The organism is Tritonibacter litoralis (genome assembly GCF_009496005.1).
GTDB classification, from domain to species: domain Bacteria; phylum Pseudomonadota; class Alphaproteobacteria; order Rhodobacterales; family Rhodobacteraceae; genus Epibacterium; species Epibacterium litoralis.
The window spans coordinates 168757-186417 of sequence record NZ_WIBF01000009.1 but is presented as its reverse complement, the minus strand read 5'-3'; the positions used below and the strand labels follow the sequence as shown (position 1 = coordinate 186417).

The 17661-nt window shown below is 59.3% G+C and carries 18 protein-coding genes; 7 read left to right on the top strand and 11 right to left on the bottom strand.

Annotated elements, in window-relative coordinates; genetic code table 11:
* Positions 1 to 15 precede the first annotated feature (15 nt).
* Complete coding sequence (locus tag GFB49_RS14665) at positions 16 to 870, bottom strand: PhnD/SsuA/transferrin family substrate-binding protein (RefSeq protein ID WP_425505228.1); 855 nt, start codon at positions 868 to 870, stop codon at positions 16 to 18.
* Positions 871 to 1119: 249 nt separating this feature from the next.
* On the opposite strand from GFB49_RS14665, the gene GFB49_RS14660 reads away from it, so the two are divergent.
* Complete coding sequence (locus GFB49_RS14660) at positions 1120 to 5157, top strand: PEP/pyruvate-binding domain-containing protein (protein WP_343032589.1); 4038 nt, start codon at positions 1120 to 1122, stop codon at positions 5155 to 5157.
* Between the two features lie 43 nt (positions 5158 to 5200).
* Here the strand turns inward: GFB49_RS14660 and tviB are convergent, their stop codons facing one another.
* The 3 genes from tviB to GFB49_RS14645 form a co-directional block, all read right to left on the bottom strand.
* Positions 5201 to 6466 carry a Vi polysaccharide biosynthesis UDP-N-acetylglucosamine C-6 dehydrogenase TviB gene (gene tviB, locus GFB49_RS14655; protein ID WP_153216669.1) on the bottom strand — a complete coding sequence of 422 codons (1266 nt, stop codon included), beginning with the start codon at positions 6464 to 6466 and terminating at the stop codon, positions 5201 to 5203.
* Positions 6467 to 6606: 140 nt separating this feature from the next.
* Positions 6607 to 8160 (bottom strand): alanine/glycine:cation symporter family protein, encoded by a 1554-nt coding sequence (locus tag GFB49_RS14650; RefSeq protein WP_153216668.1) that lies wholly within the window; start codon positions 8158 to 8160, stop codon positions 6607 to 6609.
* Between the two features lie 12 nt (positions 8161 to 8172).
* On the bottom strand, positions 8173 to 8610 hold the full coding sequence (locus tag GFB49_RS14645; RefSeq protein ID WP_153216667.1) for a universal stress protein: 438 nt from the start codon (positions 8608 to 8610) through the stop codon (positions 8173 to 8175).
* Between the two features lie 185 nt (positions 8611 to 8795).
* On the opposite strand from GFB49_RS14645, the gene GFB49_RS14640 reads away from it, so the two are divergent.
* Both GFB49_RS14640 and GFB49_RS14635 read left to right on the top strand, forming a co-directional pair.
* The gene (locus tag GFB49_RS14640; protein WP_153216666.1) at positions 8796 to 9275 is read left to right on the top strand and encodes an Lrp/AsnC ligand binding domain-containing protein; all 480 of its coding nucleotides are present in this window, start codon (positions 8796 to 8798) and stop codon (positions 9273 to 9275) included.
* 100 nt (positions 9276 to 9375) lie between these two features.
* On the top strand, positions 9376 to 9774 hold the full coding sequence (locus GFB49_RS14635) for a rhodanese-like domain-containing protein (RefSeq protein ID WP_153216665.1): 399 nt from the start codon (positions 9376 to 9378) through the stop codon (positions 9772 to 9774).
* A 13-nt stretch (positions 9775 to 9787) separates the two neighbouring features.
* On the opposite strand, the gene GFB49_RS14630 is transcribed toward GFB49_RS14635, so the two are convergent.
* From GFB49_RS14630 to GFB49_RS14620, 3 genes are read right to left on the bottom strand one after another with little or no spacing between them, the layout of a single operon-like run.
* Complete coding sequence (locus GFB49_RS14630) at positions 9788 to 10546, bottom strand: maleate cis-trans isomerase family protein (RefSeq protein ID WP_153216664.1); 759 nt, start codon at positions 10544 to 10546, stop codon at positions 9788 to 9790.
* Positions 10546 to 11712: a M24 family metallopeptidase gene (locus tag GFB49_RS14625; RefSeq protein ID WP_153216663.1), complete on the bottom strand. Its 1167-nt coding sequence runs from the start codon at positions 11710 to 11712 to the stop codon at positions 10546 to 10548. The genes GFB49_RS14630 and GFB49_RS14625 overlap by 1 nt, the downstream gene beginning before the upstream one ends.
* Positions 11705 to 12745, bottom strand: coding sequence for a pyridoxal-phosphate dependent enzyme (locus tag GFB49_RS14620; RefSeq protein ID WP_153216662.1), 1041 nt, complete (start codon positions 12743 to 12745; stop codon positions 11705 to 11707). The genes GFB49_RS14625 and GFB49_RS14620 overlap by 8 nt, the downstream gene beginning before the upstream one ends.
* Positions 12746 to 12929: 184 nt before the next feature.
* Between GFB49_RS14620 and GFB49_RS14615 the strand changes: the two genes are divergently transcribed.
* The 3 genes from GFB49_RS14615 to GFB49_RS14605 are packed head-to-tail and all read left to right on the top strand — an operon-like array spanning position 12930 to position 14712.
* Positions 12930 to 13397, top strand: a complete 468-nt coding sequence (locus tag GFB49_RS14615) for an Lrp/AsnC family transcriptional regulator (RefSeq protein WP_153216661.1) — start codon at positions 12930 to 12932, stop codon at positions 13395 to 13397.
* A 59-nt stretch (positions 13398 to 13456) separates the two neighbouring features.
* Complete coding sequence (locus GFB49_RS14610; protein ID WP_153216660.1) at positions 13457 to 14077, top strand: sigma-70 family RNA polymerase sigma factor; 621 nt, start codon at positions 13457 to 13459, stop codon at positions 14075 to 14077.
* Positions 14074 to 14712 (top strand): ChrR family anti-sigma-E factor, encoded by a 639-nt coding sequence (locus GFB49_RS14605; protein WP_343032588.1) that lies wholly within the window; start codon positions 14074 to 14076, stop codon positions 14710 to 14712. Before GFB49_RS14610 ends, GFB49_RS14605 begins: the two co-directional genes overlap by 4 nt.
* Before the next feature lie 9 nt (positions 14713 to 14721).
* Here the strand turns inward: GFB49_RS14605 and GFB49_RS14600 are convergent, their stop codons facing one another.
* From GFB49_RS14600 to GFB49_RS14585, 4 genes are read right to left on the bottom strand one after another with little or no spacing between them, the layout of a single operon-like run.
* On the bottom strand, positions 14722 to 15438 hold the full coding sequence (locus GFB49_RS14600; protein WP_153216659.1) for an SDR family NAD(P)-dependent oxidoreductase: 717 nt from the start codon (positions 15436 to 15438) through the stop codon (positions 14722 to 14724).
* Positions 15435 to 16205, bottom strand: a complete 771-nt coding sequence (locus GFB49_RS14595; RefSeq protein ID WP_343032587.1) for a DUF1365 domain-containing protein — start codon at positions 16203 to 16205, stop codon at positions 15435 to 15437. The genes GFB49_RS14600 and GFB49_RS14595 overlap by 4 nt, the downstream gene beginning before the upstream one ends.
* Positions 16206 to 16216: 11 nt before the next feature.
* A complete protein-coding gene (locus GFB49_RS21475; RefSeq protein ID WP_425505227.1) occupies positions 16217 to 16405 on the bottom strand; it encodes a helix-turn-helix domain-containing protein in 189 nt (62 codons plus the stop codon).
* 48 nt (positions 16406 to 16453) lie between these two features.
* On the bottom strand, positions 16454 to 17293 hold the full coding sequence (locus tag GFB49_RS14585; protein ID WP_153216694.1) for a helix-turn-helix domain-containing protein: 840 nt from the start codon (positions 17291 to 17293) through the stop codon (positions 16454 to 16456).
* Positions 17294 to 17418: 125 nt separating this feature from the next.
* On the opposite strand from GFB49_RS14585, the gene GFB49_RS14580 reads away from it, so the two are divergent.
* The gene (locus GFB49_RS14580; RefSeq protein WP_153216656.1) at positions 17419 to 17631 is read left to right on the top strand and encodes a DUF2061 domain-containing protein; all 213 of its coding nucleotides are present in this window, start codon (positions 17419 to 17421) and stop codon (positions 17629 to 17631) included.
* Positions 17632 to 17661 lie beyond the last annotated feature (30 nt).

Below are 17661 nucleotides of genomic sequence, written 5' to 3'. Positions count from 1 at the left end.
TCCTGCGAGTCTCGGTCAGAAGTCGGCGCTTCGTTTCATTGCTCTTCGGATCTCTTGATAGTCGGCGTCGGCCCCCAAAAGGAAACCATTTTTTGCAACCCGGCGCACAATTTCCTCATTCTCGGAGGCGAGCATGACTTTTTGCATCGCCGCAAAGATGCGCGGTTCCAATGTGGCAGCCGCCAACCAGGGTTTGGTCACATTGTCAAACTTGACCAAGGCGCGAATGGGCACCCCCTCCGAGACCAGCTTTTTAAAGGTGCTCTCTTTGAGCGCACCCGCCGTGAATTTCCCGGCCCCAACCGCAAGGCCAACCGAGTCATGGCGGCCCAAAAAGTCATAGGACAGCAGATCATCGCTGGTGATCCCGGCTTCCAACAATTGAGCTTGGGACAAATAGCGGCCGATGGTCGACAGTTCATCCCCAAAGGCAAAGGTCAGTCCGGCCAGCTCGGACAATTCTTGGATGTTACTGTCATTGTGCACCGCAATGATCCCTTTGAAGGTCTTCTGCCCGTTTTTGGACTCCATCGCGATAATTTGAACGTCTGGATTTTGGTTCGTGGCATGGATGTAAGACGCCGGGCCAAACCGTGCAAAATCCACTTCACCTTTGGCCAACTGATCAATGCTGGTCTCATATTCCTTGGCGATCACCATCTGGATATCGACGGGTTCCCCCAGTTCCGCGCTCATCCGATTGGCGAGAAACATCAGGAAAGGGCGATATTTTTTTACGGTCTCTGTCGGTTTGTCCGCCGTGTAAGTTCCGAATTTCAAATAAATTTCTGCGGATACCGAGGCACTGAGAACGGTCAAGCAGAACATTGAAACAAGAAACCCAAACCCGGCGCGCTTTGCAAATTTCATAATCTGGTGCATATGACATTCCATTTCAAAAATAAGTTGGGCGACCGCGTCATTCACGCCAGTGCAAAATCCACCTCGCCCCCTTTGCGCGAGACTATACCAGGTAAACGTTAAGGCCCTACAAAACACTCTCCGCTGTGTTGCGCTCAAAATTCAATCTTCAACTTTAACGGTTGAGTAACCATTTGTTCCTGATTGTCACAAAACATACATAAACTCAAAGTTGCGGTTTGACCGCCAGGAACACCAGTGAAAAAATACTCTCTCCCGCCCTATTTGCGTAAAATTTTTATCTATTTTTGTTCAACCCCCGCCATTGTGTTGATCCTGACCGCGCTCACCGCCGGACGCGCTTGGGCTATTCCGTCGCCGGAGCTGGTGATCGGGTCTGTTTCCTCGATTTCTCAGGTGTTTGCCGTTGGGGTGGCGCTGCTCTCGGGGCTTGGCGCAACACTTGCTGCCAAATTGGGGTTCCAGATCAAGCCCGGCCAATCCACTCGCCGCTACCCTGTCAAATTGCTGTCCGGCCTGCTGCTGGTGGCTCTTGTGCTGGCCGGGGCGAATCTTTGGCAATACACCACCCACCAGACCGAGACCCGCACGAGGTTGCAAGCCACGCTGGTCCGTCCTGCCCAGTTTGAAGGCAGTGCCATCAAAGACGCCGACCTCAAAGAAACAAGTTTCCAGGAACAGCTGCATCACCCGCAGGGCATTTCCACCCAAGAGGCCGCAGATTTGCTGGCACAGGGCAACACCCATTTCTTTGACGTGCGCGAAACGGGCGAGCGTGAAATGGGCACCCTGCCCGGCTCGGATCACATGCGGTTTCCGGACTTCCTGCAATCGGTGCCTGTGAAACCCGGCGAACAGGTGGTTCTGTTCTGCCACAACGGCAATCGCAGCTCGGAAACCTGTGCCGAACTCGCCAAACTGGGCATCGACTGCCGTTTTATCACCGGCGGGCTGGAAAAATGGATCGTCGAGGGGCGCACCTTCAGCGATGCCAAAGTGCGCAGCCTGTCGGATCTGCGCGCGCTGCCGGATTATCCCAACAAAGACACGCTGCTCGACACGGCCGATTTCACCGGCCTTTACAACACTGGCGATCTGCAGATCATCGACACGCGCTATCCCGGAGACTTTGCCGCGGGCCATTTGCCGGGCGCGATCAATATTCCGATCCGCGCGATGACCACGCAGGCGCTGCGGGCGCAGATCGATGCATTGCAAAACAAACCCACCGTTGCCGCCTGTTACGACCGGCGTAGCTGTTTTATGGGCCAGGCTCTGGCGCTGGAGCTCACCCGCGCCGGGATTGATTATCGCGGGCGCTATACCTTGCCGTGGGAGTTCTTTGTTCCCCCAAAACCCAAAGCCCATGTGCAAGACTGGCTGAGCGACCAGAACACCACCCTGTGGGACCGCGCCATTTCGGCACTGGCCGCTGCGCTGGTCTGGAGCCACCAACAGGCGCATCTGCTGATAGGCCTGGCAGTGCTGTCGCTGGTGACGCGGGTGTTGGTGCTGCCAATTGCATTGAAATCAGAACGCGACCAGTTGATCACCGCCGCCACCAAGGATGAGGTGTCGGACCTGAAAACCCGGCTGGCCCAGGATCCCGTGCGCAAGGCACGCGCGCTCCAGGCCTATTACGCCAAACACGGGCTGACGCCGATGCGCAATATGCTGGCGCTGGCCTTTTTGCCGATCATGATGCTGGGCGTCAGCGCCGCAGGCCAAGCTACGCAATCGATCCGCGTTGAATTTGGCTGGAGCCATTCTATCGGGGCACCCGATCCGCTTTATATTCTGCCTGCGCTTTTTACCGCCCTCGGCGTCGCATATTTGCTGTGGGCTGTTGCCAAAACCCGCCGGGCGCGGATCTTGTGGCTGGGCCTTGGCGGACCGGCGCTCTTTGCCATGGTAATGGGGTTGAGCTTTGCGGCGAACTTCTACCTGTGCTGCAGCCTGACGCTGTTGCTGGCGCAGCGTGCCTATGTGACGGGTCTGCATCGAAACGTTCTGGCTCGGTTGCGCGCGCATCTGCACCGCCCGCTGCCCACTGGCTTCCACGTTTTGGCGGACACACAGGCATTGCAAGACGCGGGCAACAAGGCCTATCGCCTGTCGCAAATGCGCGCCGCCGGTCTGCCGGTGCCCAATGGCGTGGTTGTAACAGGCCCCGCGCTGGATCATCTGGCCTCGCTTCCCGCTGGACAACAACAGGCCCAAGCCGCCAAGATCTGGCGCGCCATCGGCCAGATCCCATGCGCGGTGCGCAGCTCTGCCAGTAATGAGGACGGTGCAGATCAAAGTTTTGCCGGTGTCTTTGACTCGGTTCTGGATGTTACTGGCAACACGATGCTCGCTGCCCTCACCTCGGTTCACGGCAGTTTCCACAGCGCCCGCAGCGACAGCTATGACGCAGCGCAAGACAGCGGTCAGGCCAATATTCTGGTGCAGCAGATGGTGGACGCCGAATATGCCGGCGTGTTGTTCACCCAAGATCCCACCGCGTCTGGCATGACCATGCTGGAATGGGTGGCTGGCAACGGTGAGGCGTTGGTGTCCGGCCGGGTCACGCCCGAGGTTGCTCGTTTTGGCCGTCTCAGCGGTCAGGATCTAAACCCGCGCGACACATCCGCCCCTGATTTTGCGCCGCTGTTGGCCATGGGCCGCCAGATCGAAGCGCTGTTTGGCTGGCCTCAGGATGTGGAATGGGCCTATGCGAATGGGCAGTTCTTTATCCTGCAAAGCCGCGACATCACCACATTGGCGCTGGGGACGCCGGAACAACAACAGCGCAGCCAGGAATGGCAACAGCATCTGGCGCGGTTTGCCGATGCCCCCGCGGATGAGGTGCTGTTGGAACAGGATGAAATGTCCGAAGTCCTGCCCCGCCCCACGCCGCTGTCCATTGATCTGATGACCCAGGTCTGGGCCCCCGGCGGCAGTCTGGACCATGCATGCCGCGCGCTTGGCGTGCCTTACCGGGTGGGCGAGGACACCGGCAGCCATCTGGTAAACCTCTTTGGCAAGACCTATGTGGACCGCCGGATCAAATCAGACATGGCGCTGTCGTTAACCGGCCCTCAGGCCAAGGCCCTGCGCAAACGCGCGGCGACCATGGTTGATGAGGTGCAGCACCAGATCCTGCCGGGCTACGGGCAGAAGATCCAATATTGGCAGGCGCTTGATTTTGCCCGGCTGGATGATGCGGCGGTGATGGAGATCCTTGCCAAGCTGCGCGATCTGTTTGTGGGCGACATCTATGTCACTGCAGAACAGGTCAATATTCTGGCCAGTTTCACTCACAGCGAAGCCTTTGCCGCAACCCAGGGCGACCCGGCGCTGCGCAGCCATCTGATGCAGGCCGAGGCTCCCCATGCGCCGCCCAATCTGCTGGCAGCCTGCGGCGGCGATATGGAGCGCGCCGCGTCGATGATGGGACACCGGGCGATGTTTGATTACGAGCTGAGCACGCCGCGCTATCGCGAAGCACCGTCGATGTTGCAAAGTCTGGTTGCCAACCCGGTGCCCAGCCTGCACCGCGTACCAGAGCTGCCCCATGACCTGCCGCCTACGTTGCGACAAGTGGTCGATCAGGCCATTGCCTTTCAGGATCTGAAGGAACAGGTGAAGCACGAGGCGCTGCGCGCCCTGGCGGAGCTGCGCCGGGTGCTGTTGGACATTGGACGCCGCAGCGGGCTGGACGATCTGGTGTTTTATCTGACGTGGGACCGTCTGGCGCAGGCAGATCTTGGCGATGCGCAGGCGCTGGACGACCTCAAGGCCGCTGCCGCCGCCCAAAAGGCACAAGAAGCCCTGCGCCGCAAATCCGCTCCAACCGAGGTCTCGTTGACGCTGCAGGATATGGAGCTTTTGTCGCTGGGTCAGACCCTTGCGGATCATGAGGGCGTGTTGGGTGGCACCTGTGTGGCCGGTGCGGGCACGGTCACCGGGCGGATCTTCCGCGTCAGCGATGATTTCGCCGATGACGGCAGCGATGTGGATCAGCTGTTTGCAGGGTTCAGGGATGGCGACATCTTGCTGTGCCCCATGGTCCACCCCGCCTGGCTGCCACAGGTCCTGCGTGCGGGCGCGGTGCTGAGCGAGGTGGGCGGTTGGCTCAGCCATATGTCGATTGTCGCGCGTGAAAAGAACAAGCTGATGCTGGTCTCATGCAAAGGTCTGCGCACCCTGCACCCGAACCAATTGATCACCGTGACCCAGGACGGAGACATTCGCCCCGAGGTCGAGGACGCAACAGTGGTTCACATCGCCTAAAGCAACGCGGGCGGCCTTTTGGGGTCGCCCGCCGCACAACAGGTCACAGACGCAGGTCCGCCTCATCCTCTGTCAGGATATACTTCAGATCATAAAGGATCGCGCCGTCGCGGCCAAAGCTGCGGATCTGCGCGGCGCTGAGGTCTTTGAACACATCATGGGCCACTGCCAGGATGACCCCGTCATAGGTCCCGGCCTTTGGCTGCGCAACCGTATCAAACCCGTATTCACGCGCGACTTCTGCTGGGTCGGCCAAGGGATCATGCACATCGACCTGCAAGCCAAACCCTTCTAGCCCGCGCACCACATCAATCACCCGGGTGTTGCGCAGATCGGGGCAGTTTTCCTTGAACGTCAGCCCCATGATCAACACCCGCGCCTCGGGCGTGGCGCAGCCCTGCTGCATCATCGCCTTGACCATCTGTTGCGCCACATAGGTGCCCATACCGTCATTCAGACGCCGCCCTGCCAACAGAATATCCGGGTGATAGCCCAGCGATTCCGCCTTGTGGGTCAGGTAATAGGGGTCGACCCCAATACAATGCCCGCCCACCAGACCGGGGCGAAACGGCAGGAAGTTCCACTTGGAGCCCGCCGCCTTGAGCACGGCTTCGGTATCAATGCCCATCCGGTTAAAGATCATCGCCAGCTCGTTGATCAGGGCGATATTGATGTCACGCTGGCTGTTCTCAATAACCTTCGCGGCCTCGGCCACACGGATGCTGGGCGCGCGGTGGGTGCCTGCGGTGACAACCTGGCGATAAAGCGCATCAACCCGGTCCGCGGTTTGTGGCGTCGAACCCGACGTGACCTTGACCACATCCGCCAGCCGCCGCTGTTTGTCACCGGGGTTGATCCGTTCGGGGCTGTAGCCCACGGTGAAATCCCGGTTGAACACCAGACCAGACTGCGCCTCAAGGATCGGAACACAGTCTTCCTCGGTTGCGCCCGGATAGACGGTGGATTCATAGATCACCAGATCGCCGGGTTTCAGCAGCGCCCCAACCGTTTCCGACGCGCGTTTCAGCGGGCCCAGATCCGGGCGGTGGCTTTCATCCACGGGCGTTGGCACAGTCACGATATAGATGTTGCACTGTGCCAGATCCGCCGCCGCATCGGTGACTTGCAGGTGATGCGCTGCCGCAAGCTCTTCTGGCGTGGTTTCGCGGGTCTCATCCTCACCCTGTTTCAGGGCCGCGATCCGGCCTGGGTTGATGTCAAATCCAACCACCGGCCCCAACCGCCCAAACGCCGCCGCCAAAGGCAGACCTACATATCCCAGACCGATGATCCCGATTTTATCCGCCATGCGCCCGCTCTCCTTTGGTCCACCCTATAAAGGCCAGATGCTGCGAAACATCAACGGGGGGCACATAAACAAAAAGGGCGGCCAGTCCGATGACCGCCGCCCCGTTCTGCCCAGAGACCTGCTCTGGTTCGCGCGCTCGTTTAGGAGCCTGCGAATTTCTTGATCACGCCTTGACGCAGGCGGGAGCTATAGGACTGCAGCTCTTCGCGCACAAAACCCATCAGGAAGTAGAGCGCAAAGATATTGACCACAGCCATGGCAAAGATCGCCGCATCCGAGAAGTCGATAACCGGACCCAGGCTCGCCGCCGCGCCGATCACGATAAAGACGCAGAAGATCAGCTTGAACACCAGCTCAGTGGTCTTGCCCTCACCAAAGAGATAGGTCCAGGCTTTGAGGCCGTAGTAGGACCAGGAAATCATGGTCGAGAAGGCAAACAGGATCACCGCAATCGCCAGCACATAGGGGAACCAGCTGATGCTGGAGCCAAAGGCGGCTGAGGTCAGCGCAACACCGGAATTGCCGTCAACAGTGGCAATCGCGGAACCCGCTTCGTTCAACATATAAAGGCCGGTCGCCTCGTCGATGATCAGCTGCTGCGAGATGATGATCACCAGCGCGGTCATGGTGCAGATCACAACGGTGTCGATCAGCGGCTCCAACAGAGACACAAAGCCTTCGGTGATCGGCTCGGATGTGCGCACTGCAGAGTGTGCAATCGCCGCAGAGCCCACGCCCGCCTCGTTCGAGAAGGCCGCGCGTTTGAACCCCTGGATCAGCGCGCCAACCAGACCACCTGCAACCCCAAGACCCGTGAAGGCGCCAGCAAAGATCTGGCCAAAGGCCCAACCGATCAGCTCATAGTTGGCGATCAGGATAATGATAGAGGCGCCCACATACATGACGCCCATAAACGGTACGACTTTTTCGGTCACATTGGCGATGGATTTGATGCCGCCAACGATCACTGCAAAAACCACACCGGCAAAGACCAGACCTGTGATCCAGCCCGGATAATCCCCCACGATGCCCGAGATCTGCGCATGCGCTTGGTTGGCCTGGAACATGTTCCCGCCACCCAAGGCACCCAGAATACAGAAGATCGAGAACATCACCGCAAGGATACCGCCGCCCGGAAGGCCGCGCTGTTTGAACCCTTTGGAGATGTAATACATCGGACCACCGGATACGGTGCCGTCTTCGTATTCATTACGGAATTTTACACCCAGCGTACATTCGGTGAATTTCGACGCCATGCCCAGCAGACCCGCCAGGATCATCCAGAAGGTCGCGCCCGGACCCCCAATGCCCACGGCCACGGCCACACCGGCAATATTGCCCAGACCCACGGTGCCCGACAAAGCAGTGGCCAGCGCTTGGAAATGGCTCACTTCGCCAGCGTCATTGGGATCTGCATAATCCCCTTTGACCAGCTGGATCGCATGGCGGAAATAGCGCAGCTGCACAAATCCAAAGTAGAGCGTAAACACAGTGGCTGCGATCACCAGCCACATCACGATCCAGGGGAAACTGGTTCCCGGAATCGGTGCAAAAATTGTTGCGACAAACGGCCCCGTCACCTTGGCAAAGACAGCGTTGACCTTTTCGTCGATCCCCATAGCTTCTTGTGCGAACGCCGGGCTTGCCATCAGGGCAAATGCGGCGGCACACAGAGACTTGTTATTGATTTTCATTGTTGTGCTTCCTTATCCGACGACCGTGACCGGTACGTCCGCATGCATCACCAGATTCTGCGTCGCACTGCCAAAGATGCGCTTTGCAAATCCGCTTGCAGACGCGCGGCCCACAATGATCTGCGCTGCTTTGTGCTCAGATGTAATTGCATTCAAGGTCTCGGCCACATCCCCATGGCGCACCACCCCAACCGCGTCAAAGCCCGCCTCTTTCAGCGCGGCCAGAGCCGGATCCATCACCCGCTCATTTGCAGTTGCAAGCTCTTCCTCGCGTCGTTTGTGGCGCGCGGCGTTTTCCTCTGGTGTTTGGAACGTGAACGGAGACCATTCGATGACATAAGCCAAGATCAGCTGGCAGTCATCCATCCGCCCTGCCAGATCTTTGGCAAAGGCCAAGGCGCGATCTCCCGTGTCCGCCCCGTCCAGGCCAACAACAAGTTTCACCGTCATAAAGTAACCTCCCGGTTTTTAAGTCACAGCAAAGCAATTTTTGCTGATGACAGTTTTTGTAACATTTTTTCGATGTTTTGCCTCAAAATTAATCCCTGGTGTTTTTTTCTAGCAGGTGTTGATGCTACATCAAAATTCGCCACATATCCCGTGAAAAGCCAGTAATTATCACTGATGAACTTAACATGAATAGAGAATTAGACCGAATCGATCTGCAAATACTTGAACAGCTGGACCGCAATGGCCGGATGCCCATTGTCGAGTTGGCAACCCGCATAAACCTGTCCAATACCCCCTGCTCAGAACGGGTAAAACGGTTGGAGCGAACGGGCTTTATCCAAGGATATAGGGCGATTTTGGATTTGGAAAAATTGGAAGCGGCGCATATGACCGTGGTCCAAGTGTCCTTGGCCGCAACGGGCGAAAACCATCTGGCCGCTTTCAGCCAGGGTGCCACGGAAATTCCGGAAATCGAAACCTGCCTGTTGATCGCCGGTTCCTTTGACTACCTTTTGGTGGTGCGCACCCGCGATATGGCCCATTTCCGCCAGGTGCTGGGGGAAAAGATCAACAACCTGCCGGGCATTCACCAGACCAACTCTTTTGCGGTGATGGAGGTGGTCAAGGAAGGCTATGCCTTTCACGCAGGATCCGGTGAAATGTGACATATAATTGAATATATGAATTCAACTATGGCCTTGGGCTTGATCACATGGGATATTTGCCCATCTTGACCACGTCACAAACCGAACACGAGGGCCTCCTATGATCACCAAAGGCATCAAAGCACTGACCGAAGAGGCCAGAAGCCGCATCGAGAACCTATCCCCAGCTGAGGCGATGGCGCGCACCGCCCAGGACGACTATCTTCTGGTCGACCTCCGCGATGTGCGTGAATTGCAGCGCGATGGGGTGATTGCCGGGGCCTATCACGCGCCCCGCGGCATGCTTGAGTTCTGGATCGATCCCCAAAGCCCCTATCACAAACCCGCGCTGCTGGCGCAAAAAGGTCTGGTGTTTTACTGCGCCAGCGGCATGCGCTCGGCGCTGGCCACAGATGCGGTGCGCAATATGGGCCACCGGGATGTCAGCCATGTCACCGGTGGCTTTGCCGCGCTCAAAGAAGCGGGCGCAGAGATTGTGACGTACAAAAAGCCCGAATAGCGGCGTGTCTTGATCAGCCGAGCGCAGGCATGTCGCGCAACAGTCGACCCACCGGCGCCTGCAATCGGCTGATCCCTGCAAGCCACGCCATATGCCAGGCCAGTGCTTGATTACTGCTGACCACGGGCATACCCAGCTCTTGTTCCAATTGATCGATCACGTCCAACGTGCGCAAATTGGTACAGGACAGAAACAGACCCTCCAGATCCTCAGTCCCGGCCACATGGCGGGCGGCATCGCAGATCGAATGGGCAGCTATCCGCGCCACATTGGCCTCTTGCGCCTCGCCAAAGGACAGTGTTGTCGGCACATCGAAACCTGCCGCCTCAAAACCCGCACGGATCGGCCCCGCGACCGAGGCTACATAAGGCGACACAATCCCCAACCGGTGCACGCCAAGAGCCCGCAGCGCCGCAGTGGCCGCCGTCAGCGGATTTGTCACCGGCACATCACCAATGGGAGCCGAGATCAGTTCTGCCACCTGCTGCGCGCCCAACATCGCTGTGGCCGAGGTACAGCCATACCCCAAAGCGTCAAACCGCGCAGCCGACGGCAGCAATGCGGCGGCCTGGGTCAAAGATTGCGCCATTGCGGTCAGAGTCTCAGGCGTCACCTCCGCGCCCGATGGCACCCGCGTGGTATAAATCAGCGCTTCCTCCACCGAAAACAGGCGGCGAAAATCCTGCTCCAGGGTCTCATCCGTCTGCAGCACCACCATGCCCAACGTGTGTTCTGCCATGGGGCCTGTCAGATCATAGGGGTGGCTCTGCATCACAAAATCTCCGGCAGTTGATCCGGCGCACGGGGCGACAGCAATATCGGACCGCGGTCCTGCAGTACGATGTTTTCCTCATGCACCATAATACACCCCGGTGCGATTTCCATCCCCGGTTCAAGTGTCAGCACCATGCCCGCCCGCAGCTCGGTCTCATCCAGGGGGGTAAAAGACGGCCATTCGGTCAATGTCACTCCCAGCCCGTGGCCCAGCCGCCCTCCCAACGGCTGCCCACCGCGACGCCGTATCCCATCCGCCAGAATGCGATGTGCATCCGCTGCCCGCTGCCCTGGTTGCAACTGGGTCAGCGCATCCTCGGTCACGGCAAACAGGATGTCATAGGCGCGTCGCATCGCGTCACTGGCGGGACCAATGGCAAAATTGCGGTCAAAATCGCAGAAATACCCCTCCCGCACCGCGCCTGTGTCCAACATCAGCAGATCACCTGTGGCCAAGGGCTCGGCCGCAGCAGGTGAGATTACATCACCATAGCCGCCCTGTCCTGCCCCGCCAGCCACATAGCTGACCCAATCCGCCCCTTCGTGCAAAAGCTCTGCTTGGAATCGGCAAAACAGCTGATCCAATGGCAGGCCCCTTTGGGCCAGATCCGGCATCCGATCAAAGACACGCCCAGCGATGGCACAGGTGGTGCGGATCTTGGCAATCTCAGCCTCTGATTTCACCTCGCGCACCCGCTGTATCGCCCCGGTGCCATCCACCACGCGATGCGGCACCAGCGCTGCACATAGGCTGTTATACCCGGCCAAGGGCATGCGCAGAGCCGTCTCGGCTCCCATTGGCATGCCAATCGCGCCGTCGGTGACAGGCAGCACCTCGCGCAGGGTTTCTGCCAGCAGGGTGATGCCGTCATCACGGGGGTCCGGCGCGGACCAGCTGCGTATGTCCTCGATCCAGGTGCGCCCCATCAGATCCACCCCGATGGCGGGTATCACTGCAATGGGTGCGCCTTCGCGGGGCACGATCACAAACCACGGGCGCGCGGGGCTTTCCCAAAACCGGGTCAAAAACCCGGTGACATAGAAAATATCCGCGGCCTCTGTCAGCAGCAGCGCATCCAGATCCCGCAGGCCCAGTTCAGCCTGGATCCGGGAGCAGCGGGTCTGAAACTCGAACTTGGGAAAGATCATGCTGCGGTCAGCCATCTTCCGGCCCTTCGCTGAGGATGGTCAACACCCGCGCCGAAGAGCCCAAATCCAACCCTGCGAGCGCCGCCGCCAAACCAGCCCCGCCAGACGGCGTCGTGGCCAGATCCATGTCGGCCAAGGGCCCCATCGCCGCCGAGGCTGCCTGATCGGACAGGGTGACACAGGCATCCGCATCCCGCGCCAGACCTGCAAGCGCAACCATTGACGGCGTTTTGCAATCCAGACGCCCCATGTTGGAAACCGGCCCTGTGCTGTCCAACAGACGCCCCGCCCGAAGGCTTTCGATCACCGCAGGCGCGGCTTCGGGCTCGACCACAATGATCTGACAGGCATCGCCCCATGCCCGCCGCAACAGCGCCGTAACCCCTGCTGCCAAACCGCCCACACCGGCCTGCAGCAACACATGGGTGGCGGGGGTCTCCATCTGATCAACGATCTCCTGTGCCATGATCAGATAGCCCTCCATCACCGCCCGCCCCGGAGTGACGGTCACGCTGTCGTCGTCTCCGGGCCAGGTGCTGTCTGACAGCAACGACCATCCCTGCGCCGCAGCGGCCTGTGCGGCGGCGGCCATGCTGGCCTCATAATCTGTCCCCTGGCGCACCACATCTGCGCCCAGATCACGCAGCCGGTTGGCAAAAGCCTCGGGCACCGTATCTGCCAGATAAATTGCCGCGCGCGCCCCAAAGACCTGCGCCCCTGCAGCCACCGACAGACCATGGTTACCAGCACTGGCGGTCACATAGACCCGTCCGCTCAAATCGCCTGTCTCTGCGGCATCACGGGCGATCTTATGCGCGGCCCCCAGCGCCTTAAAACTGCCAAGCCCCATGCGGGCGCGCTCATCCTTGACCCAGACCTCCGCAACACCAAGGCGGTCGGCCAATTCAGCCATCCGCCGCAACGGCGTCGGCGCATAGACCGGACAGCGCGAGATCAACGCCAAAGCTGCCGTTGGATCCTCCACCGGCAGCGGCGCAAGATCCGGCAAACCCACGCCCCGCAGGGGATTTTGATAAACCTCAAGCATGGAACGTCTGTCCTTCCTGTGATCCTTCTGTGCAGGCAGTCTAGCAGGGCGCATGGGACCACGGCGGGATGTTTGCAGAGACTTCAGGCCGAAATTCGGATCAAATTTGCCCATCTCGTCCTCTTTTTTGCCCTAGCCCAGAATTTGAGCGCCCTTGGTGCCGAACTTGGGATAGCCTAAGGAAATGGACAGATTCGACGCCCTTTTGCTGGAGGCGCTACAGCACAACAGCCGCCAAACTGCGGAAACCCTTTCGACCAAGGTCGGCCTGTCGGCGGATGCCTGCCGCAAACGTCTGGCGCGATTGCGCAAATCCGGGATCATCCAGGCCGAGGTCGCGCAGCTTGACCCCCTCCGCGTCAACCGGCCCCTGCTGCTGATTGTTGAAGTCACCCTGCACAATGAACGCAAACAAGAGTTGGACCACTTCAAACAGCAGATGCAGACCGCCCCCGAGGTGATGCAATGCTACTATGTGACCGGCAATTCGGACTTTGTCCTGATGATCTCTGCCCGCGATATGGCAGAGTATGAAGATTTCACCCGTCGCCATTTTTTTGACCAGGACAACGTGCTGCGTTTTCACACCAGCGTTGTGATGGATCGGGTGAAACAGGGGTTTTCCATGCCAATTGCCGAATTCGAGATATAGCCAGCTGGTTTTTCTGCTGTCAAAGTGATCCAGATCTTTGTGATCACCGTAACCAGGGTATGTTGATGTCCACGCTTGATCCTCCGCCGACCGGTCCAGCCGCGTTTGAGGCAGACACCCCCACATCCCGTGGGCGGGCGCTGTCGGTTGAAACGCAGTGGATGTTGGCCGTGCGGGACCAGCGGGACCGTCAAGCCTTTGCGTCTTTGTTCGATCATTTTGCCCCCCGCCTCAAAGGATTTGTGATCCGCTCTGGTCTGCCTGCGGCCCAGGCCGAAGAGGTGGTGCAGGACGTCATGCTGACGCTCTGGCACAAGGCGGCGCAGTTTGATCCGCACCGGGCGCAGGTCTCGGCCTGGATTTATCAGATCGCCCGCAACCGCCAGATTGACCTGATGCGGCGCGGCAACCGCCCCGTCCCCGAAGAGCTGGCCGAGGATCCCGAAGCCGAACCCGATGCCAGCCAGATCCTGGCTTTGGAGCAGGAAGCGCAACACCTGAAATCCGCCTTGCGACGTCTGAAGGATGAGCAGCGCGATGTCATCGAAAAAGCCTATTTGGGGGAGCTGTCGCATCAACAGATCAGCGACCAGACCGGCCTGCCCCTGGGCACCATCAAATCCCGGATCCGCCTTGGGCTGAACCGGTTGAGACATGAATTAAAGGACCTCAAACCGTGAGCGTCACCCATCATCATATCCCGGATTCCATGCTGGCTGCGTATGCCGCCGGAAATCTGCCACATGCGTTTTCGGTGGTCGTGGCCACCCATGTGTCGATGTGTGCCATCAGCCGCGCGGCCCTGGGCGCGCATCAGGCCGTGGGCGGTGCGGTGCTGGAAACCCAGGACGCTGTTCCAGTGTCCGAGGGGCTGAAATGCGACCTGCTGGCGCGGCTGGATGATCCAATCGATCTGCCCGCCGCACCCGCTCCGCGCGACGGGATCTATCCCGGTCCGGTGGTCGAGGCATTGAAAGGGCGCGCGCCCAAATGGAAACGGCTGGGCATGGGCGTCTGTCAGGATATTCTCTTTGCGGATAAGGAAGGTTCACTCCGGCTGCTTTATATCCCGCCGGAACAGGCCGTGCCGGACCATGGGCACAACGGGCTGGAAATGACGCTGGTGCTGCAGGGCAGCTTCTCGGATGAGACGGGGCAGTTTGGCGTCGGCGATGTTGAAATCGCCGATGAAAGCCTGGAACACACGCCAATTGCCGATCCGGGTGAACCCTGCATCTGTCTGGCCGCCACTGATGCGCCCTTGCGGTTTCGCGCCCTGACTCCGCGTCTGTTGCAACCGCTGTTCCGGATCTAACAGGCGGGGTTACTGCCCGCGATAGATCATCCAATCCGGCATGATGTCGAAAACGCGGATTGCCCAGGCAAAAGGCGCGGGGAAGTCGGTGCGGAACCGGCGTCGTTTCATTGCCCGCATCACATGGGTTGCGGCCCGTTCTGCTGTCATAAGCTGGGGCATCTTGAACGTGTTTTTGTCGGTCAACCGGGTGCGGATAAAACCAGGGTTGACCAGCCGCACCGTGACACCGGTGCCTTTGAGATCATGGCGCATGGTTTCCGCCAGGCTGACCAAAGCGGCCTTGCTTGCGCCATAGCCCACCGCCGCAGGCAGACCGCGGTATCCCGCCAAAGACCCAACCAGCGTGATCTCCCCGACCCCGCGCCGCAGCATCTGCGGCACCACCTCTCCCAGCACACGCAGCGCACCGGTAAAGTTGACATCCACCATCCAAAGCGCTGCGTCGCTGTTCCACTGGGTGGCGCGCATCGGCTCATAAGCGCCCGCGTTGTAGATCAGCCCGTCGATCGGTCCCAGCTCTGCCGCCACCCGGCGCACCGCATCCAGATCGGTGACATCCATCGCCTGCACCTCGGCACCGGGGATCTGTTGTGCCAGCGCCTGCAGCCGCGCGCTATTGCGCGCGGACAGGATCAGCTGCGCACCTTCCGCCGCCAGCGCCAAGGCCAGCGCCCGGCCCAGACCCTCGCTGGCGCCAACCAACCAGATGCGCTGGCCCTTCATTCGCCGACCTGCTGCGGGTCTGCACTGCCCGAGACCAGGTCCGGCGGAGCCGGTTGCCGGTTCAAAAACGGCGCGCGTTTCGCCCAAAGGATCAGCGCCTGCCAATGGATCAGTGCCAGAACCCGCAACGCCCCCATCGGCCGCCGCACCGCAGCCCAGGCCAAAGTTGACGACCGGGCAGGATTGCGTTGCCCGGCCAGCGAGGCAAAAACCCCCTCCCCTTTGTTGGCATAAAGGATGCGAATGCGCAGCGCCTGTGTGCCCCAATCAAGCGCAAAGCGATACTGCCCCGCCACCGTCTGAAACGGCGAGACATGCATCAGCTTCTGCGCCTCCAACCGGTCGGTGGGCGCGATGGCGCGGAAATCAGGATGGGCGCAAAAGTAGCAATGCCGCTGGCCAAAGGTGCTGTTCACCTCGGCCACAAAGGCACAGGGCTGGCCGTCCCGAAGGGCAATCCAAAAACTGACCGGATTAAAATGAAACCACAGAAAACTGGGCTGGGTCAGCAGCAGCAGGGTCAGTCCCGTGGGATCCAATCCCTGATGCGCAAGGAGCTCGCGAAACCAGACCTCACCCCGCCCATCGCCGCGCGGGCCGCCATGGTTTTTGTTATGCACCGACCACAGGTTGAACCGATTGCGCGACAACAGTGCGGGCGTCCGCGGATCCTGCAGATCACACAGCACAAAATCCACCCCATAGGTGAAGCTGTTGTGCACGTCCCCCCGCCGCGCGTGAACGGTTTTGCCTTGGATATGTTCCATCATCATCCTTTTTATACGCCGGAACACAGGGGACGGATCATTAAACGGTGCTGGCCTTTGGGAAATTGTTGCGGGGTGCATCCAAACTGGTTTTTGAACGCAGCCGTAAAATGCGATGCCGACCGAAACCCGGTTGCGAAGGCAATCTCGCGCAGTTGCATGTTCGAGTAATTCAGGATGGCTGAGGACGCGGCCCTCAAAGAAAGTAGGGGCGCAAGTCAAGGCTCATTTACCGTACAGCCTAAGAACTATGCTGCAAGCGCGCGGATAAATTCGGGGACGTTGCGGGCGTCGACAACCGCTTCGCGGACCAGCCAGTCAAAATGACTGGACAGAGATTTCACCCGCTCCAGCTCCCGAAACGCAAGGTAACATTGCCCGACATAGATGACGGCCAGCGATGGGCCAAAGACGGTCACCGGTGCGCTGTAAACCCTGTGAGCGTCAAACAGGAAGATCCGCAGCCTCGGAAACAACTGCTCGCATTGATCTGCGATAAACCGAAGCTGCTCATCGCGGATGTCCTTATCCACACCTTTGTAATAGGCGGTGCCAGCGGCGCAGGCCTCGATCTCGTGGATGGGCAGGGCGATTTCGTAATCGGACACGCCAGAGGTCAACCAGTTGAACTGGTCCTGGGTTGCTTTGAACGCTTCTGGCAGACGATGTTCGGGAAAGGACGCATATTCCCAGTCCGACATCCGTTTGGTTTTCAGAACATCCGGCAGGGACGCCGGGACGTGGCGGATCTTGTACCCTGCCGCTTCCTGGTGCCACTCCAGTATCTTCTCATCAGCGGAGGTCCGTTCCGCCGGGCTAAGGGAAAGCGCTGCTGCAACGATATCACCCGGAGTTTCAGGACGGTGCGTGAGCCCCAGCAACCAATCCGTGCTCACACTCAGCGCATCGGCAATATCCGCCGCCAGTTGTGCATTGGGCAGACGCGGGTGGTCGTCTTTTAACAACTGCCCAATGGTGGAACGATCCACGCGGGTGGCCCGGGACAGGCCGCTTCTGGACATGTCCTTATGCGCCATGGCCTCAAGCAGCCGTTTCCGGAACAGCTCTGCGCGATCACGCTTGTCCAAATTTCCCCACATTGCAGATAAAAATCACCACACAGGAATTTAAGCAGCAAATTCTCCAAATGTCCAATGACCTGTTTTCAGGATAGCACATTGGAAAACCAAAACACTTCTGAAGGACAGAGCCCATGGACAGCACGATCCGGATTATTGCAAAGGCGGTCACCTGGCAGATTGCTGGGCTCTTTTCGATGACGGTGATTGGTTTTCTGTTCACAGGCTCGATCGTGGCGGGTGGCGGGATCGCCGTTGCCGGGGCAGCCAGCGGGTTTGCCTGCTACTTTGTGCATGAAAAGCTCTGGTCCAAAGTGTCCTGGGGTCGGGACACCCATCGCGTTTGATGCGCCAATTGTCGCCCGTCTCTGATTTCA